Source organism: Catenovulum agarivorans YM01 (assembly GCF_000281085.1).
GTDB lineage: Bacteria > Pseudomonadota > Gammaproteobacteria > Enterobacterales > Alteromonadaceae > Catenovulum > Catenovulum agarivorans.
Map to the genome: position 1 here is coordinate 236,073 of NZ_JH767523.1, position 25,981 is coordinate 262,053.

The 25,981-nt window shown below is 39.2% G+C and carries 23 protein-coding genes; 14 read left to right on the top strand and 9 right to left on the bottom strand.

The annotated features are described in order from the left end of the window. The first annotated feature begins 169 nt into the window (after positions 1 to 169). The 4 genes from glgB (at position 170) to msrB (ending at position 6,628) form a co-directional block, all read left to right on the top strand. Entirely contained in the window at positions 170 to 2,359 is a 2,190-nt protein-coding gene (gene glgB / locus WSC_RS0105680) for a 1,4-alpha-glucan branching protein GlgB (RefSeq protein WP_016954948.1), read from the top strand. Positions 2,360 to 2,380: 21 nt separating this feature from the next. After that, positions 2,381 to 4,486, top strand: a complete 2,106-nt coding sequence (gene glgX / locus WSC_RS0105685; RefSeq protein WP_016954949.1) for a glycogen debranching protein GlgX — start codon at positions 2,381 to 2,383, stop codon at positions 4,484 to 4,486. A gap of 211 nt (positions 4,487 to 4,697) precedes the next feature. Next, positions 4,698 to 6,224: an NADP-dependent phosphogluconate dehydrogenase gene (gene gndA / locus WSC_RS0105690; RefSeq protein ID WP_016954950.1), complete on the top strand. Its 1,527-nt coding sequence runs from the start codon at positions 4,698 to 4,700 to the stop codon at positions 6,222 to 6,224. Beyond that, the gene (gene msrB, locus WSC_RS0105695) at positions 6,224 to 6,628 is read left to right on the top strand and encodes a peptide-methionine (R)-S-oxide reductase MsrB (protein WP_016954951.1); all 405 of its coding nucleotides are present in this window, start codon (positions 6,224 to 6,226) and stop codon (positions 6,626 to 6,628) included. The genes gndA and msrB overlap by 1 nt, the downstream gene beginning before the upstream one ends. A 9-nt stretch (positions 6,629 to 6,637) precedes the next feature. Here the strand turns inward: msrB and WSC_RS0105700 are convergent, their stop codons facing one another. After that, on the bottom strand, positions 6,638 to 7,606 hold the full coding sequence (locus WSC_RS0105700; RefSeq protein ID WP_016954952.1) for an HPP family protein: 969 nt from the start codon (positions 7,604 to 7,606) through the stop codon (positions 6,638 to 6,640). Positions 7,607 to 7,960: 354 nt separating this feature from the next. Here WSC_RS0105700 and WSC_RS25475 point away from each other — a divergent pair, with 354 nt between their 5' ends. Then, positions 7,961 to 8,800, top strand: coding sequence for a LysR family transcriptional regulator (locus WSC_RS25475; RefSeq protein WP_016954954.1), 840 nt, complete (start codon positions 7,961 to 7,963; stop codon positions 8,798 to 8,800). Here WSC_RS25475 and WSC_RS21940 read toward each other — a convergent pair. The 7 genes from WSC_RS21940 to WSC_RS0105745 form a co-directional block, all read right to left on the bottom strand. Beyond that, positions 8,797 to 9,648, bottom strand: a complete 852-nt coding sequence (locus tag WSC_RS21940) for a hypothetical protein (protein ID WP_157447196.1) — start codon at positions 9,646 to 9,648, stop codon at positions 8,797 to 8,799. The two genes, WSC_RS25475 and WSC_RS21940, sit on opposite strands and share 4 nt — an antisense overlap. A gap of 69 nt (positions 9,649 to 9,717) precedes the next feature. After that, entirely contained in the window at positions 9,718 to 10,077 is a 360-nt protein-coding gene (locus WSC_RS21945) for an energy transducer TonB (RefSeq protein WP_016954956.1), read from the bottom strand. 163 nt (positions 10,078 to 10,240) lie between these two features. Next, a complete protein-coding gene (locus WSC_RS0105725; protein ID WP_016954957.1) occupies positions 10,241 to 10,885 on the bottom strand; it encodes a glycine-rich domain-containing protein in 645 nt (214 codons plus the stop codon). 250 nt (positions 10,886 to 11,135) lie between these two features. Beyond that, positions 11,136 to 11,984 (bottom strand): VOC family protein, encoded by an 849-nt coding sequence (locus WSC_RS0105730; protein WP_016954958.1) that lies wholly within the window; start codon positions 11,982 to 11,984, stop codon positions 11,136 to 11,138. A gap of 234 nt (positions 11,985 to 12,218) precedes the next feature. Further along, positions 12,219 to 12,632, bottom strand: coding sequence for a hypothetical protein (locus WSC_RS0105735; protein ID WP_016954959.1), 414 nt, complete (start codon positions 12,630 to 12,632; stop codon positions 12,219 to 12,221). An 11-nt stretch (positions 12,633 to 12,643) separates the two neighbouring features. After that, on the bottom strand, positions 12,644 to 12,955 hold the full coding sequence (locus tag WSC_RS0105740) for a DUF3301 domain-containing protein (RefSeq protein WP_016954960.1): 312 nt from the start codon (positions 12,953 to 12,955) through the stop codon (positions 12,644 to 12,646). After that, positions 12,939 to 13,976 (bottom strand): DUF3549 family protein, encoded by a 1,038-nt coding sequence (locus tag WSC_RS0105745; RefSeq protein WP_016954961.1) that lies wholly within the window; start codon positions 13,974 to 13,976, stop codon positions 12,939 to 12,941. The genes WSC_RS0105740 and WSC_RS0105745 overlap by 17 nt, the downstream gene beginning before the upstream one ends. A 64-nt stretch (positions 13,977 to 14,040) precedes the next feature. On the opposite strand from WSC_RS0105745, the gene WSC_RS0105750 reads away from it, so the two are divergent. From WSC_RS0105750 to WSC_RS0105775, 6 genes are all read left to right on the top strand, one after another. Then, entirely contained in the window at positions 14,041 to 14,361 is a 321-nt protein-coding gene (locus tag WSC_RS0105750) for a YqcC family protein (protein WP_016954962.1), read from the top strand. A gap of 9 nt (positions 14,362 to 14,370) precedes the next feature. Then, positions 14,371 to 15,105, top strand: coding sequence for a tRNA pseudouridine(65) synthase TruC (gene truC, locus WSC_RS0105755; RefSeq protein ID WP_016954963.1), 735 nt, complete (start codon positions 14,371 to 14,373; stop codon positions 15,103 to 15,105). Beyond that, positions 15,102 to 15,557, top strand: a complete 456-nt coding sequence (locus WSC_RS0105760) for a flavodoxin domain-containing protein (protein ID WP_016954964.1) — start codon at positions 15,102 to 15,104, stop codon at positions 15,555 to 15,557. The genes truC and WSC_RS0105760 overlap by 4 nt, the downstream gene beginning before the upstream one ends. 98 nt (positions 15,558 to 15,655) lie before the next feature. After that, entirely contained in the window at positions 15,656 to 16,072 is a 417-nt protein-coding gene (locus WSC_RS0105765) for a CBS domain-containing protein (protein ID WP_016954965.1), read from the top strand. Positions 16,073 to 16,147: 75 nt separating this feature from the next. Continuing rightward, complete coding sequence (gene hrpA / locus WSC_RS21950; RefSeq protein ID WP_016954966.1) at positions 16,148 to 20,050, top strand: ATP-dependent RNA helicase HrpA; 3,903 nt, start codon at positions 16,148 to 16,150, stop codon at positions 20,048 to 20,050. Positions 20,051 to 20,155: 105 nt separating this feature from the next. Then, positions 20,156 to 20,455, top strand: coding sequence for a PilZ domain-containing protein (locus tag WSC_RS0105775; RefSeq protein ID WP_026016693.1), 300 nt, complete (start codon positions 20,156 to 20,158; stop codon positions 20,453 to 20,455). An 89-nt stretch (positions 20,456 to 20,544) separates the two neighbouring features. Here the strand turns inward: WSC_RS0105775 and WSC_RS0105780 are convergent, their stop codons facing one another. Beyond that, complete coding sequence (locus WSC_RS0105780; RefSeq protein ID WP_016954968.1) at positions 20,545 to 22,266, bottom strand: alpha-amylase family glycosyl hydrolase; 1,722 nt, start codon at positions 22,264 to 22,266, stop codon at positions 20,545 to 20,547. Positions 22,267 to 22,456: 190 nt separating this feature from the next. Between WSC_RS0105780 and WSC_RS0105785 the strand changes: the two genes are divergently transcribed. The 3 genes from WSC_RS0105785 (at position 22,457) to iscR (ending at position 25,974) form a co-directional block, all read left to right on the top strand. Further along, positions 22,457 to 24,109, top strand: coding sequence for an alpha-amylase family glycosyl hydrolase (locus tag WSC_RS0105785; RefSeq protein WP_016954969.1), 1,653 nt, complete (start codon positions 22,457 to 22,459; stop codon positions 24,107 to 24,109). A 161-nt stretch (positions 24,110 to 24,270) separates the two neighbouring features. Beyond that, complete coding sequence (locus WSC_RS23960; RefSeq protein ID WP_016954970.1) at positions 24,271 to 25,248, top strand: GGDEF domain-containing protein; 978 nt, start codon at positions 24,271 to 24,273, stop codon at positions 25,246 to 25,248. Between the two features lie 219 nt (positions 25,249 to 25,467). Next, entirely contained in the window at positions 25,468 to 25,974 is a 507-nt protein-coding gene (gene iscR, locus WSC_RS0105795) for a Fe-S cluster assembly transcriptional regulator IscR (protein WP_016954971.1), read from the top strand. Positions 25,975 to 25,981 lie beyond the last annotated feature (7 nt).

Below are 25,981 nucleotides of genomic sequence, written 5' to 3' on the forward strand. Positions count from 1 at the left end.
AGACGATTAACTGAAATTTAAGCGCTATAGGGGATTGAAAGCTAAAGCATTATCACGCAAACTCAAATGGTCAGTTTCTAAATTCGATTTAGGGCAACTACACGACATACGCATTTGCGCAGCAGGAAAAAATTCAAATTTACTAGAAACAGTACAATAGGAACTTTGTATGCTTGTAAACAAACTCGAACAAGTCAATTTACACAACCCTTTCCACTATTTAGGTTTAACAGAAAATAACAAACAAGGCGGCTTTAACCTCAACGCTTGGGTACCAGGTGCGGTTAAAGTAGAAGTAGTCGAACTGGGTACAGAAAAGCCACTCGGCTTTTTGAATCAAGTTGAAGACAGTGGTTTGTTCGAAGGCGTATTTGACGTCAGCGAAGCATTTAACTACAAGTTACGCATTTCAAATCCAGAACACACATATGAAGTAATAGACCCATACCAATTTAAAGATGAAGCGTTTCATGCGGTCCATTATGTCACCATGAAACCACAAAACCTTTATGAGCAATTGGGTGCTCAATTACTTGATGTTAAATTGTTGAATGGCAGCACAATTCAAGCAACACGCTTTGCTGTGTATGCACCAAATGCCACTGCAGTGAGTTTAATTGGCGATTTTAATTATTGGGATGGACGCATGCACCCAATGGAAAAAACCAATTGTGGCCACTGGGTATTGATTGTCCCGGGCATTCAAACGGGCACTAAGTATAAGTATGAAATTAAAGATCCTATGGGTAACCGCTTACCACATAAAGCAGACCCAGTTGGTTTTTGCGCTGAGCAATATCCGTCGCATGCGTCAGTTGTTTTTGACCATAGTAAATATAAATGGAATGACCAAGCTTGGTTAGAGTCACAAGCTAAAGTTGACCGTTACAAAACACCTATGTCAATTTATGAATTGCATGCCGGCAGTTGGAAAGCTAAATACGATAATAATGGTCGTACGCCATTAAGTTATCGCGAAATGGTCGACGAGTTAATTCCTTACGTTAAAGATATGGGCTATACACATATCGAGTTTTTACCTGTATCTGAGTTTCCGTATGATGGCTCTTGGGGTTACCAACCCGTTGGTATGTTTGCACCGACTAGCCGTTTTGGTACGCCGGATGATTTCAAATATTTTGTTGATCAATGCCACCAAAATGAGATCGGGGTTATCGTTGACTGGGTACCAGCTCACTTCCCTGAAGATGGTCACGGTTTAGCCCGTTTTGACGGTACTTTTGTATACGAATATGAAGATCCGCGTCGTGGGTGGCATCCTGATTGGAACTCATGTATTTACGACTTTGGTAAAGACAATGTTCGCCAGTTTTTAGTCGCAAGTGCGTTATTCTGGTTAGATAAGTTCCATGTTGATGCCCTGCGTGTAGACGCTGTTGCCAGTATGTTGTATTGGGACTACTCACGTAATGAAGGCGAGTGGGTACCAAACGTCGATGGCGGTAATGAAAACTACGAAGCTGTTAGTTTATTACGTTGGTTTAACGAAGAAGTTTATAATAATTTCCCGCATGCATTTACCATAGCTGAAGAGTCAACGGCGTTTGCTAAAGTGTCGCGTCCAGTATTTGAAGGTGGTTTAGGCTTCGGCTTTAAATGGAATATGGGCTGGATGCACGATAGTTTACATTTTATCGCTAAAGATCCTGCGTACCGTAAATTCCATCACAATGAAATTACCTTCTCTATGGTGTATGCCTATAACGAGAATTTCATTTTGCCAATTTCGCATGATGAAGTGGTGCATGGCAAAGGTTCAATGATGAACAAAATGCCAGGTGATGAATGGCAACAAGCTGCGAACTTACGCAGTTATGCTGCATTTATGTTCGGTCACCCAGGTAAAAAACTTAACTTTATGGGCAATGACATTGGTCAAGGTCATGAGTGGAATCATGAATCATCAGTTGAATGGCATTTACTTGAATATCCCAAACATAAAGGTGTGCAAGAATTATATCGTGATTTAAATACGCTATATAAAACTTATGCTCCTTTATACCAAAAAGACCATGAACCAGGTGGTTTTGAATGGATAGAACATCAAGACGCAGGTCAAAGTATTTTATCTTTTGTACGTAAAGCAGATGGTACTAACCAAAAAGTTTATGTGGTTAGTAACTTTACCCCAGTCCCGCGAGATGGCTATAGATTAGGCGTCAAAGACAAAGGTAATTATAAGTTGTTATTATCAACTGATGATAAATCTTATTGGGGCAGTGGTTATGGCAATAACAGTGAGTTCCAAGCAGAAGATAAAGCATGGCAAAATCAATCACATTCAATATTGGTAGATTTGCCACCATTGGCTACGCTGTACATAGTTTTTGAAGACTAATGGAGTAATAGACGCGTGAATATGCCTGCTCAAGATATTTTATTTGAAGTAAAAGGATATAAAGTTTCGCTTGGCTCAGCAAAAGTGCTAGGGCCAACTTATTTTACCGGTAAGGGGACTAACTTCGCAGTTTATTCTCCTTACGCTGATAAAGTAGAACTTTGTCTCTTTGACAAAAATGAAGAAGAAATTTGCCGCATAGATATGCCGGGCAAAAAAGGGCGGGTATGGCACGCGTTTGTTGAAGGTGTAGAGCCTGGTCAGTTTTATGGATATCGTGTTGTTGGCTCTTGTGTACCTGAGCAAGGCTTATTTCAAGATAATCATAAATTGTTGATTGACCCTTATGCCAAGGGGTTAAATCGGCCTGTAGAATGGAACGAAAGGCTTTATCAAGGTGATTCACAATACATGATCCCTAAATGTATTGTGCAAGACGCTTGTGAGTTTGATTGGCAAGGTGCTGAAAAACCATATATTCCAGATTCAGATACTGTTTTATATGAGCTGCACGTAAAAGGTTTCACCCAAATTCATCCGCAGGTCAAAGATGAATTTAAAGGGAAGTATTTAGGTTTAGCTCAGCCTAAAGTTATCAAGTACCTAAAAGAGCTCGGCGTGACTAGTTTGCAGCTTATGCCTGTTATGGCGTTTATGAGTGAACCACGGCTTGCCAAACTAGGATTGTGCAATTATTGGGGTTATAACCCAATTAACTTTTTTACCCCAGATCCTCGTTATGCGAGTACTGATTCTACCACTGAATTTAAAACCATGGTGCGTGAGCTACATAAAGCTGGCATAGAAGTGATATTAGATGTGGTGTTTAATCACAGTGCTGAAGGTGGTTTTGACGGTCCTATTCTTTCTTTTAAAGGTTTTGATAACCGCAACTTTTATATGTTTGAACAGTTTGACGGCCATAAAGATTATAGCCGTTATGTCAACAATACAGGTTGTGGTAATAGTATTAACCTAGATAACCCTTATGTATTGCAGTTAGTTACTCAATCATTGCGTTATTGGGTTGAAGAGATGCAAGTTGATGGTTTTAGATTTGATTTGGCAGTCAGCTTAGCGCGTGAAGGCAATGACTTTGATAATTACTCAGCGTTTTTTAAAGTTTTATTCCAAGATCCTGTCTTAAGCCAAGTTAAATTAATTGCCGAGCCTTGGGATATAGGCTGGGGTGGTTATCGCCTTGGACAATTTCCAGAAAACTGGCATGAGTGTAACGACAAATTCCGAGACACTGTGCGTGGCTTTTGGGCTGGCCAAGAAGGTTTGTTGCCAGATTTTGCTACACGTTTAATGGGATCGCGAGATGTATTTTTAAAAGGTTTACGGACGATAAATACCAGCGTCAATTATATTGCGTACCATGATGGATTTACTCTGCATGATTTGGTCAGTTACAACCATAAACACAATGATGCTAATGGTGAACAAAACCGCGATGGCCACGGGCATAATTTATCCAATAATTATGGGGTAGAGGGGCCGACCGAAGATAAAAAAATTAATAAACTGAGGCAAAAACAAAAACGCAATATGTTAGCTACGCTATTTTTGTCGCAAGGTACACCACACTTTTTAGCCGGTGACGAAATAGGTCGTACTCAGCTAGGGAATAATAACGCTTATTGCCAAGACAACGCCATTAGTTGGTTAAGCTGGCAATTAAAACCTGAAGATAAAAAATTACTCGAATTTGTTAAAAGACTGATTAGTTTGCGTCACGGATGTTCATTGTTGCATTCGTTAAACTTACAAGATGACGACTATTACGGCAGTAAAAACAGTCACAAAGTATGCTGGTTTAACGATGCTGGCGAACTAATGCACGATGGCGATTGGCACAATCCACATAACAGTGCAATCGCTGTTGAGTTGTCTTGGGTGGACAATGAGCATGAGCAAGACACAGACAGGGTGTTGATTATTATTAATGCGAGCCATACAGATGTGCATTTTAAACTGCCACAGTTACCACAAAATCATAAATGGAGTTTAATTTTTGATACAGCTGTAGAGGATGGTTTGCAAAAAAATGCCACTCAACTCGAAGCGGGCTATTGGCAAGAAGCACACAGTATGAGTTTTGTTGTGCGCCGCAAAATTGTTTAATCTTTTCTTACTTGTAAAGTAACGGTGGTGGCAAGGTAATTAAACTGTTAAATACCTTGCCATTATTAACCGCATTTATCGAACTTATTATCTTTATAATTCTACTTTATCCATTCTTGCTTGTTTTCAGGCCAATCTCTATGGTCGCTAAAGCCCTTTTTAGCTAGAATACTTCGCAGTTTTCAAAGCAGGCAAACAAATAGGAAAGAATATGTCGAGCACGACTCAACAATGTCAGATCGGTCTGATTGGTTTAGGCGTAATGGGTAAAAACCTAGGTCTTAACCTTGCAGACAATGGCTACTCAGTAGCAGCTTTTGACTTAGATGCAGAAAAAGTTCAAGGCATCTTATCTCAAGACGAAGTAGAGCGTGGTGATCAACCAGCTCGTATTACTGGCTGTACTTCATTCGAAGACATGCTAAGCAAGTTAGAAAAGCCTTATTTAATTATCTTATCTATTCCAGCTGGTAAACCAGTTGATATCGTATGTGGTAAGTTAATGGAATGTGGTTTATCACAAGACGACATCGTAGTTGATACAGGTAACAGCTTATGGACTGACACTGTAGAGCGTGAAGCGCAATACAATGGCAAGTTCATCTTCTTCAGCTGTGCAGTATCTGGTGGTGAAGTTGGCGCACGTTTCGGACCTTCATTAATGCCTTCTGGCGACCAAGCAGGCTGGGCACGTTTAGAGCCAGTATTAGAGGCTATCTCAGCAAAAGTTGACCCAAATACAGGTCTTCCATTAGTAAACAATGAGCCAGGCAACCCGGTTAAAGAAGGTGAGCCGTGTGCAGCATATATTGGTCCAACAGGTGCTGGTCACTATGTAAAAATGGTTCACAATGGTATCGAATATGCTGACATGCAATTAATCTGTGAAGCTTATGATAGTTTACGCAGTGCGTTAGGTTTAACTCCTAAAGAAATCGCGGCAATTTTCCGTGAGTGGAACAAAGGTCCGTTAAACAGCTACTTAATTGAAATCTCTGCTGAAGTATTAGATCAAGACGATCCGGTAACTGGCGAGCCTTTAGTTGATAAAATTTTAGACGTTGCTGGTCAAAAAGGTACTGGTTTATGGACTGCTATTGGCAGTTTAGAAGTTGGTTCTCCGGCTATGGCTGTAACTGCTTCAGTATATGCACGTGCATTATCTGGTTTAAAAGACAACCGTGTTAAAGCTTCTGGTATTTTAAAAGGCCCAGAGGTTACTCAAGTTGCTGATAGTGAGAAAGAAGCTTATATCCAACGTGTACACGATGCTTTATATTGTTCAAAAATCTGTGCTTACGCACAAGGTTTTGAATTAATGAAAACTGCCGGTAAACAACAAGGTTGGGACTTGGATTTTGCAGCGATCGCTAAAATTTGGCGTGCAGGCTGTATCATCCGCGCAGTATTCTTACAATCAATCACAGATGCATTCAACAAAGATAAAGAATTACCAAACTTGTTGATGGATGATTTCTTCGCTGGTCAAATCGAGAAATTCCAGTCTAGCTGGCGTGAGTCAATTGTTGATGGTGTGCGTTTAGGTGTTGCTATGCCTTGTTTCACTTCATCATTGGCGTATTACGATTCTTATCGTAGTGAGACGACAGCTGCAAACTTATTGCAAGGTCAACGTGATTTCTTTGGTGCTCACACGTTCGAACGTGTTGACCAACCACGTGGTCAGTTCTATCATTTGAACTGGTCAAGTGACAGAGAAATCGTACGCATTAAATAATGAAAGATGATAAATATTGGTTAGAAACACTCGATGCTGAAACGTATCGAGTGACACGACAAGGTGGTACTGAGTACCCTTTTACTGGCAAGTTATTAAATAACAAGAAAACCGGTATTTATCATTGTATATGCTGTAAAACGCCGCTATTCACATCTGAACAAAAATATGACTCAGGGTGTGGCTGGCCGGCGTTTTTTGATGCACTAGATAAAAATAAAATAAAATTTTTAATGGATGACAGCCATGGCATGCACCGTACCGAAGTACGTTGTGCAGAGTGTGATGCCCACTTAGGCCATGTATTTGACGATGGACCAGATCCGACAGGCATTCGTTACTGCATCAACTCGGTTTGTTTAGACTTTAATCAAGCTGATAATGTCAAGCCGATTAAAGGTTGAGCTTGTTTATTAGTCGTTTGCTAGTTTTTGCCAAAGTCCTGCAACGTTTTTTCGCACTTCAAATTTTGCCCAAATGATAAAGTTTGCTTTAGTGCAAACACCGCGCTCATTTTTACCCATACCTTCTATGACTTTGTAGTGAACTTTGCCAAGCTTACTGACATACAGCACTTTTCTGATTTGCCAATTTATACCGAGCTTACCATTACTATAAAAGCGTTGGACTTGTATTTTTTCCGGGTGGTGACTATCCACCTCAGCATGATTGGCCGCTTTGTCGAAAATATCCATCCAAGCGTCAGCGGATAGGTCAATATATGAATCGTGATCTTGCAGCGCTTTAAAAAAATCTTCATTGGTAATTTCATTTTTCCTGTCCGCAGGACTCACTATTGTTTTACGTGAATTACGGAAAAATAAATGTGCTGGGTATCGGCGCCAATTGAATAGGTAATTAACTGCAAATGCGACTAAGACAATGGTTACGCAACTAACGAGTGTAGGGTAGATAACATAGCCATAACCAATAGTTGAAACAACATCTTCACTAAATACGGCGCCTAGCGCTGTTGCACCGCCAGGAGGGTGGATACAACGTAACTGTTGCATCAGCAATATTGCAAGTGATACAGCAACGATTGCTGCCAACAAGTTATTTTCGATATACGTAGCACTGGTTACACCTAATATTGCACTGATTAAGTGCCCACCAATGACCGGCCAAGGTTGAGAAAAAGTGCCATGTGGAACTGCAAATACTAAAACTGCAGTTGCGGCTATCGAGGTAACAACATAGGAATTTTGCTCAACTAAAGCTGTTGAGCCAATTTCACTACCAATTAATTTTGCAAAATATAAAACACAAGTAATCCCCACGACAGATGTGAGTGCCGTTGCAACTACTTCAGACTTTGAAGCGCGTAACTCGGTTGCTCCAAAATATAAATAAATATGCTTAAATAGATTTTTATTAATCATTTAAATTTAGCGCTCTAAGGCAAGTTAACCTAACAACATAAGATACTTTGAATATTGCAGGTAATATCATAATTGAAATATGACCAACAATTTGTTGAGTTAATGAGAGGTATCGTTCATATCCATAGACTAAAGTTATTAGCGCCAGTGTCATCACTGTGCAGAAAAGCATCACTCTATTGGCGATTTTTAATCGCTGCAAATTAATTGAATTTTTACCCATAAATCGCATGCACCTTGGTGGTGATTATTGCACTGAATTGGTGTTTTTTTATTGTATGGATTTATATGGTTTAGGTATAATGAATATATTTGCGAATTAATAACAAAAATAATGATATTAAAGAGGCGTGTATGGACTATGTAAATGCCAAAACATTCTTAACTATTTGCCAGGTGCACAGTTTTAGTGCTGCGGCGCAAATGTTACACGTCACTCAAACCACAGTAACAGCTAGAATCAAAAATCTTGAACAGCAATTAGGCTGTAAGTTGTTTGTACGAAATAAGGGCGGCGCTAAGCTCACGGCCAATGGGCTGCATTTAGAGCCATACGCTCGGCAAATCGTTGAAACTTCATTGGCGATCAAACGTAATATTCCATTGACCTATAATTTGGATAATCGGTTGGCGATCGGGTGTGACTTAACATTATGGAATCCAATAGCTGCAAAATGGTTGACAGCTATTCAAACATATTGGCCAGACTTAGTTGTTACCATGGATGTGAATGACTCAAAACACTTGTATGAAAAAATGCAAGATGGTTTGATTGATATCATTATTTCACATCAAACTTTTTATAGTAAAAATACTCAAATAGACCACCTACTTGACGAAAAGTTAGTTCAAGTCCAGTCGTGTGATAGTCCGCTGCCGTACATATTTATTGACTGGGGAGAAACTTTTAAAAAACTTCATGATCAAGCGTTACCTGAGCTTGCTATCAAAAAGCTGTCGATTTCTTTAGGCCCAGTAGCATTACAAATGATTTTAGATAGTGGAGGAAGTGGCTATTTTAGAACGCGTGTAATTCAGCGCTACCTGCGCTCTGGACAGCTAAAATTAACACCGCAAGCGCCTGAGATCTCATATCCTGTATATTTCGTGCACAATAGGCGCAACGATATACTGTTTGAACAGCTAAAGGTGCATTTACTTGAGGTGTTTGAGCAAATGGATAATTGGTTTTAATCTTGCCAAATTATTTGTGCTTGAGCATTGGCGGCTGCTTTTAAAATTAAAAGTGGCTGTGGGTTATTGCCATCAAAGCTAATGCTAGATGCCATCATTAAATATGAATCGGCAAAATGATTGACCCAATGTGCCGTATAAGGTGCGTCTAATTGCTGTATGTTTGTGCGACTCGCTTTTGTGTGTATATCAAAACTTCTGTTTCCCCAGTTTGCCACGAGTAAGGTGTTGTTGTGGTAATCAATATCGAAAATCTGATTGCGATTGAGTGGGGCATTTTCGACTGTTTGACTAAGTAAGTTTGCCCATTGTTTTTGCACTTTGCCTCGCTGGTTAACTAACCAAGCTTGGTTTTCTCCCAACAATAACAAACCTTGTGCTACTTTTCTCAGCCGCTTGACTGGATGCGGGAATTCAAACGCTTTATCGACTGAGCCATCAGCTCTGTGTATCAACACATCTGGATACTTTACAAATATGATCTGTTGCTCTGATTGAAGATGAAATCCACCTTCACCTAATCGCCATTTGTCTTCAAACCATGGCCAAATGGTGTTTGTGCTATTGTCAGTATTTAACTTTAATAACTTAACATAATTTTTGCTGCTACTTTGTTCATACCTGCGCTCAATAATATATAGGCTATTATTTTGTGCAGACAACATAAAATCACTGGCGTTATGTTTTGAAGTTAAAATCACATTGACTTGCCTGCCAGCTTGCCAACTTAGTACTGATGATTTGTGGCCTGTATGGTCTATTGGAAATACATAAGGAAAGTAGGCTGTGTCGCCAATAGAAACAAGATTACCGGTTGGGTGGGCTCTCGCTGTACTAACTGCAGCCAAAGATAGCAGCAAGCAAGTTATCGAAAAAATACTATGTATTAGTTTAGCTGAAGGTTTCATTCGCAGAATTTATTGGCTTAAACGGAAATCAAGCTGGGTTTCTTGCCAAACTTTAACCGCTTTGCCATCAACAATACTTGGTTTGTATTTCCACTTTTGTACTGCTTTAATTGCTTGTCGGTCGAAAATAACTTCTGGGACAGATTCTATCACTTCAACATCATTTACTGAGCCGTACTCGTTGACGATAAATTTAAGTTTTACATAACCTGTTATGCCATCGCGAGCCGCTTGGGCTGGATACCTTGGCTCAATTCTCACAATTGGCTGCACTTCAGCTGCAAGCTCTGACGCTAGATAAACTTTGGCGCTGGCTGTTAGGCTAGTAAAAGATAAGGTTGAAATGAGTAATAGAACAAACATTTTCATAGCTTGATTCCTTGCTAGTTAGTGTGCACAAATAATGCACTTATTTGTATTAATCAGTCAAAGGTTTATTTTATTGTGCTTAAAACTGCAATTTATATCCGGCAGTATAAACAGATTGAATCAGCTCTTTATCGGCAGAGACTAAATTTGGTTTTCTGCACAATTAATCACCACCACAGCCGCCACCACAACTACTACCGCCACCATCTGAACTGCCACCGCAGCCAGATCCTGAACCACAGCCAATATGCGAAGCACAATATTGATTACTACCTTTGATACTGCAATTAACTGAATATTTAAAGCCGTCTTCAATTTTTAATAGTGTATCTAGCGCGAATAGGGTTGGTAATGCAGTTGGTGTTTTTGGATTAATCCGCTCTCTTTTGCAGGCTATTTTCCACGTATTTTTTATACCATCTTGCGCCAAGGTTGGTTTTTCCATGGCTTCTGCTGGTGTGTGGTGTAAAAAACGGCCAAAGGCTTTTTTACAAAAATGATTATATTCTTTAGTAAATAAAATAAACTCATGCCAAGCAACATCAACAACTTGTGAGGGCATAGCGACAAATTTTTTATTGGCATCTAAACAAATGTGAAAATATTCACGCAAGCCTTTAATGACACTTTGTATTTGCTGCTCGTCTAAATGTGGATATTTATTGGCAACTTCATCACTGAGCTTTTTCGGAAAAGTGTATGTGTTGATAAGTCGTTGTCTGTATTTGTACAACCTAGCTTGATTTAACAAATATACTGCGAGTAGGCAGATAACTGCACTCAGCGTTATAAAGATTATTTTTAACATTTGTTCTTCCCGAGAGCACAGAATGGTTGAAATTCATCCAATCAGTGCACTAATGTATTTTAAATTGTCCTTCAATGACAACTGAGTTTAGTGCAAATCATGTATTTTGTTCAAGCGTTGCGCAAATGCATGTTTCAACAAGTTGTATTTAGTTATTGACGTTAAGTTGAGCTCTGATTTGGAATGTTTCACCTCAATCGCATTAATGATTTAGGCTCATGAGGTGAAAAATATGCTATTTGCTCAATGATTATTGCGTTTGTTCATCAGGTAACATCAACATCCAAGATATGCCAAACTTGTCTTTTACTTGGCCAAAAAGAGGTGACCAGAATGTTTTTTCAAGTGGCATTATTATGTTGCCGTCTTGAGCTAATGCGTTGAATATGCGTTCAACTTCTTCAGACTCTGTTAAGGTTAATGCTATGCTAAACCCTTGTGGTTGTTCGTCTGGAGCACAACCGTCAGAGATAAATAACTCGTGATCCGCTACTTTAATTTGTGCATGCATGATTTTTTGTTCGTAACCCTTAGGCAACATACCTTCAGGTATAGGATCAGGTGATTCATTAAAACGCATCATTAGAGTTAGTTCAGCACTCAAGTGTTGCTGGTAATAAGCAATTGCAGCTTCAGCTTGCCCGTTAAAAAACAGATAAGTGTTTAAGTTGGCTTGGTGCATTTTAATGGTTTGATTTAATTTTTGTTCGCGTTGCGCGACTGCTTGGTCAGGATCATTGTCGGCAAAATCAGCCATTTCGTAAAACGAGCGTATTTCAATGTCAGAAGTTTCTTTCATTGGATTAGGGCATTTTTTCACCCACTCTATCGCTTCTTCCATACTTTGTACTTGCCATATCCAATAGCCAGCTATAAGTTGGTTGGTTTCGCTAAACGGGCCTTGAATAACAGTTCGGTCGTCACCTTCAAAACGAATTCGATAGCCTTCACTGCTTGGTTTTAATCCGTCACCACTCATCATAATACCAGCTTTAACTAATGCTTCATTATAACTGGCCATGGCTGTTAGTAACTCTTGACTAGGCAACTCACCAGCTTCTGAACTACTTGATGCTTTAATAATCACCATTACTTTCATCTTCTTCTTCCTTTTAATTTTTAGCTAATAACCCAATTGTAAAGGGCGTGTTTTTAATCGAGTGAAATCAATTTTCCATAAAACCATTTTGTTTTGATTCAGCCATAGTACTCCACAACATTTTTCGACATATAGTAAACGGATAAACTCAATCTTTTTTCAAGTTTATCTGCTGGTATAGATTAGTCTAATTATGCTGAAAAAACGTCAGCTTATGTAAAAAACGCAAAAATGTTAAAAAGGATGATTTAGTGCAGAGGTCAGTGTGCCTGCGGAATTTTGTTCAAGCGCTTGCTGGCGCTCTTCTTCTGTCAGTATGCCTGTGAATGGGGTATTTCTGCGCCAGCGGCGAAGCTGTGGGGTGTATTCAGTAAAACCTAAAATGAATGTATCAGTCAGTTCAAAATTGTCTAAGGTACTGAGCCAATGCAAATATTCGCTATAACTCAGCCGGCCTTGTTTAAATTTAGCTTCTATTTTGTCGCGTGCTAACTGTCTAAGTTCCGCTGAATTTAATAGCTTCTGTGCTATGGCTGCATGAATAACCTGAATTTGCCTATCTATGTTTTCATCTAACAAGCTCAGTTTTTTACTGCGCGGCTTAGTTTGGCGGCTGTGTTGTGAGCTTTTGTTGCGAGATGAAAACATAAAAATTTGCTCTAGTTAATTCGATACGCTTCAGCGTTTACGTTAATTAATCTTTGGTCTATTAATGATAGTTGACCTTGGCATAAATCTTCGCCGTTGCCGCTAAATTCAAAAGCAAATTGGCTATGCCATTCAATTAAATTGCGTTTAAACAGCTTAATACGAGTTTGCTTGCGGCTAACAGATACAAATTGCAAACCGTTACGCTCGCAATAATCTTGTGCATATGCAAGCGCTGCTTCGCTTTGTTTACGTAGTAGCCAAAACTGCAAAATAACGGCAACAAGTAGTGCAATTACTAAAATATCAATGAGTTGTACCATAACTTGCCTTTATCATATTACTAACGGCTACACGGGTTTTTGGTAATGCACTGGGGTTTTGCATTAAAGCTAAAATAGGTCTGCGCAAACTGGGTAGCGCAATTGCATCTCTAAATAATGCCTCAAAATTATTGGCTGGCAGCTCTGCTATTTTTTCTAAATACACAGTCAGCAATAATGGATCTTTTAATGCAGTCCAGCAGCGCGCGCCTAAAATCATCAATAGGTCTAACATTTCAGTGGCAGGTTTACTTTCAGCAATTTGGCTTGTTAGCCAAGTTTGCACCTTGGTTTGTTCACTGTGACCAGCCAATAAACGCAAAATTGCCAGCTGTTGAGCTGGGTTTTGCTCTTTTTCTAATTGGCGAATTGAGATATTAACTAAAGCCCTTGGTAACTCACAGTGCTCTAAAATTGGAATGAGTTGGTTTTGTAACTCGATTGGCAATAGCCAAAATTCATTTTGGATTAAATTTTGAATTTTAGGATCTGCCAATTGTACCAATACATCTGCCCAACCTTGCACTGTTAAGTTTTGCCAGTTGTTTTTATCCTCTTGCTGTAAAAAGTCTAAACAGGCGAGCGCAAGTGATGAAAATTCGCGTTTAAATTTATCTTTAATGCGGGCGTTTACTAAAGCAACTTTGTTTTGTTCAGGTAACTTTATATATGGGTTATCCGGTAATTGTTGTTGCTCGTCACTTTGTTGTGCGAAATCGCTGCCCAAAGGTTCTTGAATGATAGCGACAAAATGATTGCGCGAGCCAGGGACAATTTGACTTTCTTCATCTAGTGGTAGGTTTAAAAACCAAATGTATGGGTTATCTGTTTGCCCCATAGGCCAATAAACCAATGCAAATTTTGCATGACTTTGAATTGGGTAAGGATAAGCTAATTGACCATTTTCAAATTGTTCAAAGGTGGTTTTGTCTATTTCAACCACGCGTCTACCCACATCAAAAATACAATAGTCACAACCAGCAAATTGTACTAGTTGGTATAAGCATGAAATGTTTTGCATTAATCAGCCCAATAAATAGTTCAAAGGCGTTATAATACCGTTTTTTTATTGGGAGCGCATTGCTTTGACTAAACATCAGCAAGTTGCAGATTTATTGCTTGAATTAACTGACGGATTAAAAGCTGCTGATTTATGGCAAGACAGCCGCCCACCAGAACAAGCTTTGCAAAGCCAACAGCCATTCGCGTTAGATACTTTAGACTTTCATCAGTGGCTACAATTTATTTTTATCGAAAAAATGCAAATTATTGTGCAGCAGCAACTTTCTATGCCAAGCCTGTTGTGTTTAACGCCAATTGCAGAAGAAGCTTTTAGTGGGCAAACAAGTGACAAGATAACTGCAATTCTCCAAGTTATTAAACGTATAGACCAGTTGTTTGAATAAGGAATAAGTGTGTTAGAAATTTTGTATCAAGACGAGCATTTAGTTGCGGTGAACAAACCTTCGGGTTTGTTGGTGCACAGATCTTTAATCGACAAACACGAAACTCAATTTGCCATGCAAATGGTGCGCGACCAAATAGGTCAATATGTTTACCCTGTGCATAGGTTAGATAGACCAACCTCTGGTGTATTGTTAATGGCACTCAGCTCAGAAACCGCTAAATTAGTTTGTGCAGTTATTGAAGCGCGTAAAATGAGTAAAACCTATTATGCAATTAGCCGTGGGCATACACCAGAACAAGGTATAATTGACAAAGCTTTAATTGAGCAGCCGGATAAAATATCCGATAAAAAAATGCAGCTGAATCCGCCTGCAAAAGAAGCTGTCACTCAATTTGAAACTTTAGCTAAGTCGACGCTTGATATTGAAATTAATCGCTATCCACAATCAAGATTTAGCTTAGTTAAATTAATGCCAATCCATGGGCGAAAACACCAAATTCGTCGACATTTAGCCCATTTACGTCATCCAATTTTGGGCGATGTGAATTATGGCGACAATAAATATAATCGTTATTTACGCGACCAGCTAAATCAATTTAGACTGGCATTACATGCAGCTAAGGTTGAAATTCCACACCCAATTACTGGCGAGATGCTGACGATAACAGCTGGGTTTGATCAAAGCTTTCAACAAATATTACAATTAACTCAATTACCTATGATTAACGAGGAAAATTTATGACAGATATCGCAATTTTATACGGCTCAGTATATGGCGGTGCTGAAGAGTTAGCTGAAACTTCAGCTACTCGCTTAGAAAATGCAGGTTTTGCAGTAAAACTTTTTTCAGACTGCGATTTAGATGATGTACTCGCCGCGAACGCTGCGAACTGGTTAATTATCAGCAGTACAACTGGCTCTGGTGATATTCCACAAAATATTGAGGATGTGTATTTAGGGTTGCGTGACAATGCACCTAACTTATCAAAAACCGGATATGCGGTTATTTGCATGGGCGATTCATCTTATGGCGAAACCTTTTGTGAAGCGGGTAAACAGTTTGATGAAGTGATGAGTGAAACTATGGCTAAACGTATGCTAGATAGGTTAGAAATTGACGCGTGCGAAACTATGGATACAGCGGCCGCATCCGAAGCTTGGATTAGCCAACTAGTCGACAAAATTAAACAATAAAAGTAGAAATAAAATAATTTCTATCAAAAACATAGCTATCTTTTTTCTTTCTACTACTATTTAAAGAAACAGCGGTTGTTTTCAAGTGGGGAATGCATATGAAATCACTAAAAGTAGAAGATTACATGAATAAAAGACCGGTGACATTTTCTGTAGATATGAATATCGCCGAAGCTGTGGAACGTATTTTAGATATAGACCAATCAGGTGGGCCGGTATTAGATAGCCGTGGTAAAGTGGTTGGCTTTTTATCTGAGCAAGACTGTATTACGCAGATGATAGAGTCGACTTATTATCGAGAGCAGGTTGCTAAGGTCGGTGACATTATGGCTACCGAAATTAAATCGGTGAAACCTTATACTTCAGTGTTAGAAGTAGCGCAAAAAATGGCGTTGTCACGACCGCGTATTTACCCTGTTATTGATGATGATGGACATTTACTTGGTACTATTACCCGTCATCAAATAATGAAAGCGATTGATACGCATCTACACGAAGCCTACAACATGGCTTAATCAGTCACCGCATATATTTATAAATTGACTCGATTTTGGTAGCATACCCGCGATTTTTATTCGGGGGTATGTTTCTTGTCAGAGTTGGTTAAAAATTCGCTTAAACTTTTAAAAAAGGTTTATCCGGCTGATTTCTTTCGGCTAAAAAATAAGCTTTATCGTATCGACAAAATCAAACAAGATGATAAAAAGCAAAAGGCTTTTGATACTTGGATGGCGTCGGTAGAAAGCTCTTGGCAGTTTTATCAAAACCGCATCAATAACAAACCAACTCCAACGTATCCTGATTTACCTGTTAGCCAAAAGCGTGATGATATAGTTGCGGCCATTCGTGATAATCAAGTGGTGATTATTGCAGGTGAAACTGGCTCTGGTAAAACCACACAGTTACCAAAAATGTGTTTAGAAGCTGGCTGTGGTGAGCGTGGCTTAATCGGCCATACTCAACCACGACGACTCGCTGCTAGAAGTGTTGCGACTCGTATCGCTGAAGAAATGCAATCACCACTTGGTGATGTTGTTGGTTATAAGGTTAGGTTTAACGAACAAGTTAAAAACACCTCATATATTAAGTTGATGACAGACGGTATTTTGCTTGCGGAAATTCAACAAGATAAGTTTTTAAATCAGTACGATACCATCATTATCGATGAAGCACATGAGCGCAGCTTAAATATCGATTTTATCTTGGGTTACCTGAAACAATTATTACCACGTCGCCCTGATTTAAAACTAATCATAACTTCAGCAACCATAGACGTTGATAGATTTGCCCAGCATTTTAATGATGCGCCTGTCTTTGAAGTTTCAGGTAGAACTTATCCGGTAGATATTCGTTATCGACCCATTGAAGATTTAGACAACGAAGATGCTGAAGACAACGAACAGTTAGAAGCGATTTATGCAGCTGTGCGTGAACTAACTAAAGAAGGTTTAGGTGACATACTCATCTTTTTAAATGGTGAGCGTGAAATTCGCGACACAGCGGATGGTTTAAACAAACTGAAACTGCGCAGCACAGAAATTTTACCCTTGTATGCAAGGTTATCTGCTGCGGAGCAAAATAGAATATTTCAGCCACATGCAGGCCGCCGCATTGTATTATCGACCAATGTCGCAGAAACCTCGTTAACAGTGCCAGGTATAAAATACGTTATTGATCCTGGTACTGCGCGTATTTCCCGCTATAGCACCAAAACTAAAGTACAGCGTTTGCCAATAGAGCCTATTTCTCAAGCGAGTGCTAATCAAAGATCAGGTCGTTGTGGTCGTGTATCTGCTGGTATTTGTATTCGTTTGTACAGCGAAGATGATTTTAATAATAGGCCTGAGTTTACCGATCCTGAAATACTGCGAACTAACTTAGCTTCGGTTATTTTACAAATGCATGCGCTCGGTTTAGGTGATATAGAATCCTTTCCATTTATTCAGCCACCAGATAATCGTGCCATAAACGATGGTATTTTATTACTACAAGAAATTGGTGCGCTGGAGCAGCATAAAAATAAACAGCAAGCGGGTTTAACTCAGTTGGGTAGGGCAGTTTCACGTATTCCAGTTGATCCGCGTTTAGCCAAAATGGTGGTAACTGCTAACGACAATAGCTGTTTGCGCGAAGCCATTATTATAATTGCAGCACTCAGCATTCAAGATCCACGTGAACGTCCAAATGAGAAAAAACAAGCGGCTGACGAACAACACAAAAGATTTGAAGACAAAGATTCGGACTTTTTAAGCTATCTAAATTTATGGTTTTACATTGAAGAGCAACAAAATGAATTGAGCCAAAATCAATTTAGGAAACTGTGTAAAAAAGAATTTTTAAACTATTTACGTGTACGGGAATGGCAAGACATAGCTTACCAACTAACAGAATCAACTAAAGAGCTAGGTTGGAAACTAAATTCACAAGACGCTGAATATCCGGCTATTCATCAGGCCATACTATCTGGATTATTAAGCCATATAGGTAACAAAGATAACCAGCAAGGTTATTTAGGTGCTCGCAACAGTCGTTTTGTTGTTTTCCCTGGCTCAGGTTTAGCCAAAACTAAAACCAAATGGTTGATGGCGGCAGAATTAGTCGAAACCAGCCGTTTATTTGCGCGTGAAGTTGCAAAAATAGAACCTGAATGGATAGAGCCTTATGCCATGCATTTGGTTAATCGTAACTACACAGAGCCGCATTGGGAGAAAAAACGCGGTTCAGTTGTTGCGTACGAAAATGTGGTGCTGTATGGCTTAACCATAGTGCATAAGCGCAAAGTTCAATATAGCCGTATCGACGCGCCTGCTTGTCGAGCTATTTTTATTCGTGAAGCTTTGGTGAATGGTGAAATTCAGCTAAATGAAACCTTTATACAGCACAATCAAAATTTACTTGATGCAGTACACGATTTAGAAGCCAAGTCGCGCCGCCGCGATATTTTAGTCGACGAAGAAGATTTATTTGAGTTTTACAACAGCCGAATTCCTGATGATGTATTCGATACAGTTAGATTTAAAAAATGGTGGAGTAAAGCGAAAAAAGCAGATGCTGAGCAACTTAACTTTAACCTAGATGACTTGATGAAGCATGATGCCGCGTCAATCACCAAAGATGCCTTTCCCGATACTTGGAATCAAGATGGTTTAGTATTAAAACTCGAATATGTGTTTGAGCCTAGCCAAGATGCTGATGGAGTAAACCTGCTTGTGCCACTTGCTTTGCTGAATCAATTAAAAGATACAGGTTTTGATTGGGGTATAGCAGGCTACCGACACGAACTGGCGGTAGCTTTGATAAAATCTTTACCAAAAAATGTCCGCAAGAACTTTGTTCCAGCGCCTGATTTTGCCACAGCGAGTTTGCAAGCGATTCAACTGAGTGATGAGCCTTTTGTAAATGTATTGGCTAAACAGTTGTTGCGCATGACAGGTACTAGAATAGATCCTGAACAATGGGATTATAGCCAAGTGCCAAGCCATTTACGCATTAACTTTAAAGTGGTTAATGAAAAAGGTGCGGTATTAGGTTTAAGTAAAGATTTAGCCGAACTTAAACGCAAATTACAAGGCAAAGTGGCAGACACCTTAACTCAGGTCGCCGAAGAAGGTATAGAGCAGCAAGGTCTACGTGAATGGTCATTTGGTGAATTAACCGCTGAATATACTAAAAAACAAGCACATTACGAAATTAAAGCTTATCCAGCATTGGTAGATGATAGCCAAGAAGTATCAATTAAACTGTTTGATAATCAAACCGATGCTGACTGGAATATGCTGCAAGGCGTTACACGTTTATTGTATTTAAACTTACCGTCTCCACGCAGTTATTTGCAGGAGAAATTACCGAATAAAGCTAAGTTAGGTTTGTACTTTAACCCATTTGGAAAAATAGACGACTTATTGCAAGATTGCATTTTCGCAGCCATCCAGCAATTTTTAGCAGCCAAAGATTCAATTCCGCGTGATGAACAAAGTTATAATCAAGCTCGTGAAGATATTCGTGGAGAAGTTGCCGAACGTGTATTGGAAATCACTAAACAAGTTGAAGCTATTTTAGTTAAAGTTAATGCGATTAATAAATTACTAAAAGGCAAAACCAGCTTTGACTTAGTCCAAGCGCAAGCGGAAATTAAAACACATCTGTCGCAATTGGTCTTTAAAGGTTTTGTCACCCGCTTTGGTGCAAATAAACTAAAAGATATCGACCGTTATGTACAAGGCATTCAACGCCGTTTAGAAAAACTGCCGATAGATCCGGTTCGAGATAGATTAAATCGCGAACAAGTAAACAAACTAGCACAAAATTATTCAGCGAAACTCGAAGCTAATTTGCAAGGACAAGCGGTTAATCATACGCTAGAGCAATTGCGCTGGATGTTAGAGGAATTGAAAATTTCTTTGTTTGCACAAAACTTAGGAACCAGTATGCCAATATCATCTAAACGTGTGCAGCAGTTTATCGATTCCGCGAGTAAAGATGGGTTACTCTAGCTAAAACATACAGGTCTAGCTTGTTAAAAAGTTGTTTACACTCGCAGTTTTAAAAACTAACATGAAGTTGCTTAGGATTTATAAACCATGTTTGAGAGGGTTGGAATGATAGGAATAGATGATCAGCGTTCGTATTATCGCATGATGGTAAATGCCGACTGTATAGTGGTAGTAGATAATCTAGAAACACCTCAAGAATTTTCGGCGATATGCCGTGATTTAAGTGCCAATGGATTAGCAATTGAACTGCAAGAGTCGATTGATGTCGGCCAAGAAATTAGTGTACGTATAAGCTCTGCCAGCGAACAAATACCATCTTTAACTGCAAGAGGTAAAGTTCTGCGCTGTATTCCAGAAACTTCGACTACTTTTATTGTCGGTGTTGAGATTATAGATTTAGCTTAGTCGTTTAAATATAGAGTTTATAAAATTAAAAGGTTCAGCATAAAGCTGAACCTTTTTCGTTTGTGCTTGCCTGCAAAACAAATTTTAAGTTATGCGCTTGGCACAACTGCTTTTAATTTATTTAATTTCGCTTTGATACCAGCATCCGTAATAGGCGTATTGTTGATTAGCACAACCACACCGTTAGCTGGTACAGAGTAGCTTAAGCTACTGCCTACATTTATAACTTCGCCGCTAAAGGCATCTTTGTAGCTGCCTTGGTGTAAAGAATCAGACAAAGTTACTGTTTTAGCAGAATCAGATTTGTTCAATAAAACTAATGCATTTTCTATCACACCATCGTGCTGGTAGATACGATAGAAAGACGCAGTGTCTTGAGCAAATTCTAAATTAAGCTGCAAACCTCGTTGTAAAGCGACAGAGCTTAAACGCAGATTGGCAATTTTTTTCATTGATTGTGCAACAGGGTGATTAGCCGCTTGTTTTACGCGCTCAATGCCATAGTAGTTGCGGTTGCCACCGTGTTCTGCAGTACCAGCCATAAAAGCAGTTTCTGAACCGTAATAAATAACTGGAATACCACGGCTGGTGAAAATCCAGTTATTGGCATTGATAAACCCATTATCATCCGCGTTCATACGTGCCATGTCATGGTTGTCGTAGAAAGTCATTAAGTCGTACGGGTTGTGATATGGGCTTTGCTCTAAATACAAATAACTCAAAATATCAGAGTAGGCTTTTTCACTTTCACCTTCTTTAGGTTTACCAAACACGCCGGTAATTGCTTCTTGGCCAGGGAAATCTAACACACTAACTTTGCCGTTTTCAGGCAGTGTATGTTGGGCGATAAAGTTGGCGTCATATACAAAACTCTCACCAAACATAAAGAAGTCAGGGCGCTCTTCACGAATGCGATCGGCAAATTTCTTCCAGAAGAAGTGCGGCATATGGCGAATGGTGTCTATGCGGAATGCATCAGCACCTTGATCAACCCATTGTAAATAAGCTTCAACAAAATACTCTAGCACAGCTGGGTTATCATAGTTGGTATCAGATAACTGAGCTAAATCAGGTTTTTGTTTATAGAAGTGTTCTAACGGATCGTTGTGATCAAGTTCGGTCGGATGTTTATTTTTATGATCAGCAATTAATTTACCGTTTTTGTCATATAGTTCGCCGTATTTAGGCTGGTCTTCTGGCATGGTATAAGCAGGTGAACCGTGGTTAGCCACTACGTCTAACACGGTTTTAATGCCTTTGTTTTTCATTGCCTTGGTGTAGTCTTTAAACTTAAAGTTGTCAGACACAACATGCTCGTCTTCAACAAAGAAGTTTACCCCCCAATAGCCGTGGTAACCCGTTTTGCCACCGTCTTTAAACATACCGCCAAATTCGATGACTTCACCACCGGTAAAAGCCTCGTCTGGATTATCAACAATTGGCGTGATCCATACTGAAGTAAAGCCTAAATCTTTAATATAATCAGCTTGTTGATAGACGCCTAATAAATCACCGCCCATATAACCCACATTCGCTTCTTTGCCGTCTGGGCCTTTTAGTGGACGATTAAAGGTGTAATTTACTTCACCACCTTGCTCTGGGTAATTGTTGTTTGGATCACCATCAACAAACCTGTCAGTTAAGACAAAATAAACATTCTCTTGAGCAAAGGGTTCTAAAGTCCCGTAGTAACTGTTGTCATTTTTGCTAGAGGTTTGTGTGCTAGAGTCAGTCATTGAACATGAGGTTAATAAAACTGCTGAAGCAGACAAAGCTACTTTAATCGCCTGAGTAATAGCTTTTTTCTTCATAATTGTGAGATACCTAGGAATTGTTAAAAGTGTCAACTAAATAGTAGTAACTCTTTTACAAAAACGAAAATACTTGCATACGTATTCAGCTCACTCAAACTACTCTTTAACAATCAAGAAACATACAATATGTAGCTGTTGTTTTAGAAATTAGACGTGTTGGCACGTTTTTGAATCATGAGGTTGTTTAATGTCAGCTAATCTTGACTGGTGGCGCGGTGCCATTATTTATCAAATTTATCCACGCAGTTTTATGGATAGTAATCACGATGGTATCGGTGATATTCCGGGGATTAACGCTAAGTTAGATTACATTGCTAGTTTAGGGGTAGATGCTATTTGGGTTTCACCTTGTTTTAAATCACCTATGAAAGATTTCGGTTATGACATTAGCGATTATCGTGCAATCGACCCTATATTTGGCGATTTAGGTGACTTTGAACAGCTGATTGAACAAGCTCATGCTCGTGACATTAAAGTCATGATTGACCAAGTGTTAAGTCATACTTCTGATCAACACGCATGGTTTGAACAAAGTCGCCAAAATAAAACTAATGATAAAGCTGACTGGTATGTATGGTCAGATCCTAAACCTTGTGGTGCACCACCAAACAACTGGTTATCTATTTTTGGCGGACCTGCGTGGCAATGGGATTCACGCCGTCGTCAGTATTATTTGCATAACTTTTTAGATAGTCAGCCAGATTTAAATTTCCACAATCCAGAAGTTCAACAAGCTGTTTTGGATAATATAGAATTTTGGTTGAAAAAAGGTGTTGATGGTCTGCGTTTAGATGCGATCACCTTCTGTTTCCACGATCAAGAATTACGTGATAACCCTGCAAAACCTGAAGACGAAAGAGCAGGGCGAGGTTTTAGTGAAGACAACCCTTACGCATATCAATATCATTATTACAACAATGATAGACCTGAAAATATCGGTTTTATCGAACGTTTACGCGCTTTGTTAGATACTTATCCTGGCAGTGTATCTTTAGGTGAAGTTGCTTCAGAAGATTCGTTGGCAACTATGGCGGAATACACTAAAGGTGATAACCGTTTACACATGACTTACAGCTTCGAATTATTAACCAAAGATTATTCAGTTGATTATATTCGCAGCACAGTTGAAACATTAGAAAATGCATTAGGTGATGGCTGGCCATGTTGGGCGGTTGGCAACCATGACGTTGAGCGTGTAGCGACACGTTGGGGTGATATTGCGAATGCAACCGCGACACAAAAAGCACGTTTTGCCAAAATGATCACTGCTACGGTGTGTTCATTACGTGGCAGCGTTTGTTTGTATCAAGGTGAAGAGTTAGGTTTAACTGAAGCTGATGTAGCTTTTGAAGATTTACAAGACCCATACGGCGTTGAGTTCTGGCCGACCTTTAAAGGGCGTGATGGCTGTAGAACGCCTATGCCATGGGAACACAAGGCTATTAATGCAGGTTTCTCTAATGGCAAACCTTGGTTGCCAGTTGATTCAACTCATGCTGATATCAGTGTCGATTTACAAGAATCAGATGAAAACTCAGTGTTAAACACCTATCGTCAATTTATGGCGTGGCGCAAACAGTCGCATGTATTAACCAAGGGTGACATAGAGTTTATCGATTTGCATAAAGATGTTTTGGCATTTTATCGTATTGCTAATACGGCAGACGGTAACCTTGAGAAAGTCTTATGTTGTTTTAACTTAGCTAATAGCGACATTAATTTAGATTTAGGCGAAATTGTTTGTAAGGCAGATATGACGCCACAATGTTTACATACAGCAGACTTAGATAAAAACTCATTGTATTTGCCAAGTTTTGCGTGTTTTTACGCGCTCATCTAGCCAGACGTTCGAAATAAGGTCTGTGTTTGTATATTCACTGACCTTATTTCAATTATACAGGGCGTTCGCTTGTTAGTTCCGAAATAAGACAATATTGAAATTAAAGTGTCATAAAATATTGGCAGACTAAGCGCAGTTTTGTTTCGGTAGCTAAAATTCAAATGGCGAATATTCGCATCTTAATTACTTTTTCGTTAATACTTATCTTTTGGTCATTTCACTTGGTGGCCGTTAGTCAGCCGGTGCTGAGCGCAGAGCAGAATATTTTTGATATTTTTAGTGAGGTGTTTAATCTCATTTTTTTGCTCGGAATGTTAGCTTTTAATATAAGCTTGGCTAAAAAATCTTACGAAACTTCCGAATCAAAGTGGTTTTTTGTCGGTTTGTTATTACTCTTGTGTGGTCATACGCACGACTTGTTAGACGAATTTATATCAATCCAACCTCTCATCATTTCATTTGTCTTTGAAAACGCAGCAAATAATTTAGGTGTGATTGTTTTAACTTATGCTTTGTTTAAATGGTCTATTCGCTACAAAAGCCAAATAAAAACATTACAAGAGCAAAAGGTCATTCTAACTTCTGTGAGTAATAAAGATCCAATGACCCAATTGTATAATCGTAGATTTTTAAATGATGGCTTTAAAAAACAATTAGATGAAGTTGATTTTTCGCAACAAAACTTAACATTAGTCATGATTGATCTAGATAAATTTAAGTCATTTAACGATAGTTATGGGCATTTGCATGGCGACAAGCTCATTCAGCATGCGGCAAAAATAATATCTGAGCAGATCCGAGAGCAAGACTTCGCTTTTCGTTATGGTGGAGAAGAGTTTCTGGTAGTCATCGAAGGAGACCATGGTACAGCGAAAAAAGTAGCGACCCGGATATTAAATACCTACAGAAATAGTCCATTTTCGGTAAATGATGAGCGGATTGAAAAAACATTATCAATTGGTATCAAGCAACTTGGGTGCAAACTCTCATTCGAAGAATCACTTAACGACGCTGATGAAGCATTATATGCCGCAAAACAAACTGGACGTAATTGTGTAATTGTTGCACATCATGAAAGTGAGCTCAAAAACCACTCATCTAATGTCAATCCTCTGCGGGCCGAAGTATTACCATCTTAAATAATACCTATATAGTTTAATTAGATAATTAAACTTGCACTGATCTGATACCGAGTTATACTGCGCGCCTAATTTGCGTTAGCAAAGCTATTTTACCTTCCTTACTATCAATTTCTAATTAGGGTTAATACTTGAGTGTTTTACTAGGGTAAATACTTGACTAAAATACTCGGAAAAGCGATAATAGCAGCTATCAACTTAGAGAAATGGAAAATTAATATGCGATTAACATCTAAAGGTCGATATGCTGTGACCGCCATGTTAGATGTGGCTTTACATGCTAAAAATGGTCCAGTTCCTTTGGCAGATATTTCTGAACGCCAAGATATTTCTCTAAGTTATCTTGAACAATTATTTGCCCGTTTGCGTAAACAAGGTGTTGTGTCTAGCGTTAGAGGTCCAGGTGGTGGGTATCTATTAGGACGTGAGCTAGATGACATTTCAATTGGCCAAATTATCGTTGCAGTTGATGAATCAGTTGATGCAACCCGTTGCCAAGGCAAAGAAGGCTGTCAGGGCGGCGTTCAATGTTTAACTCACAGCTTATGGCGTGAGTTAAGTGATCGTATCGCCAACTTTTTAAACGAAATTACCTTGCAGGAACTTGTTGATAAACAAGAGGTTAAGCAAGTTGCTGAGCGCCAAAATAAAAAACAGCGCACACATTCAGCGTTTGCGCTCGGTCAAATTTCGTTAGACGAATTAGATGTAGACCCGCGCGTGTAATCGCGTA

Excerpts from the sequence above, each read along its gene's own strand:
- glgB (WP_016954948.1), top strand. The coding sequence starts at position 170 with ATGCTTGTAAACAAACTCGAACAAGTCAATTTACACAACCCTTTCCAC.
- glgX (WP_016954949.1), top strand. The coding sequence starts at position 2,381 with ATGCCTGCTCAAGATATTTTATTTGAAGTAAAAGGATATAAAGTTTCG.
- gndA (WP_016954950.1), top strand. The coding sequence starts at position 4,698 with ATGTCGAGCACGACTCAACAATGTCAGATCGGTCTGATTGGTTTAGGC.
- msrB (WP_016954951.1), top strand. The coding sequence starts at position 6,224 with ATGAAAGATGATAAATATTGGTTAGAAACACTCGATGCTGAAACGTAT.
- WSC_RS0105700 (WP_016954952.1), bottom strand. The coding sequence starts at position 7,606 with ATGATTAATAAAAATCTATTTAAGCATATTTATTTATATTTTGGAGCA.
- WSC_RS25475 (WP_016954954.1), top strand. The coding sequence starts at position 7,961 with ATGGACTATGTAAATGCCAAAACATTCTTAACTATTTGCCAGGTGCAC.
- WSC_RS21945 (WP_016954956.1), bottom strand. The coding sequence starts at position 10,077 with ATGAAAATGTTTGTTCTATTACTCATTTCAACCTTATCTTTTACTAGC.
- WSC_RS0105725 (WP_016954957.1), bottom strand. The coding sequence starts at position 10,885 with ATGTTAAAAATAATCTTTATAACGCTGAGTGCAGTTATCTGCCTACTC.
- WSC_RS0105730 (WP_016954958.1), bottom strand. The coding sequence starts at position 11,984 with ATGAAAGTAATGGTGATTATTAAAGCATCAAGTAGTTCAGAAGCTGGT.
- WSC_RS0105735 (WP_016954959.1), bottom strand. The coding sequence starts at position 12,632 with ATGTTTTCATCTCGCAACAAAAGCTCACAACACAGCCGCCAAACTAAG.
- WSC_RS0105740 (WP_016954960.1), bottom strand. The coding sequence starts at position 12,955 with ATGGTACAACTCATTGATATTTTAGTAATTGCACTACTTGTTGCCGTT.
- WSC_RS0105745 (WP_016954961.1), bottom strand. The coding sequence starts at position 13,976 with ATGCAAAACATTTCATGCTTATACCAACTAGTACAATTTGCTGGTTGT.
- WSC_RS0105760 (WP_016954964.1), top strand. The coding sequence starts at position 15,102 with ATGACAGATATCGCAATTTTATACGGCTCAGTATATGGCGGTGCTGAA.
- WSC_RS0105765 (WP_016954965.1), top strand. The coding sequence starts at position 15,656 with ATGAAATCACTAAAAGTAGAAGATTACATGAATAAAAGACCGGTGACA.
- WSC_RS0105775 (WP_026016693.1), top strand. The coding sequence starts at position 20,156 with ATGATAGGAATAGATGATCAGCGTTCGTATTATCGCATGATGGTAAAT.
- WSC_RS0105780 (WP_016954968.1), bottom strand. The coding sequence starts at position 22,266 with ATGAAGAAAAAAGCTATTACTCAGGCGATTAAAGTAGCTTTGTCTGCT.
- WSC_RS0105785 (WP_016954969.1), top strand. The coding sequence starts at position 22,457 with ATGTCAGCTAATCTTGACTGGTGGCGCGGTGCCATTATTTATCAAATT.
- WSC_RS23960 (WP_016954970.1), top strand. The coding sequence starts at position 24,271 with ATGGCGAATATTCGCATCTTAATTACTTTTTCGTTAATACTTATCTTT.
- iscR (WP_016954971.1), top strand. The coding sequence starts at position 25,468 with ATGCGATTAACATCTAAAGGTCGATATGCTGTGACCGCCATGTTAGAT.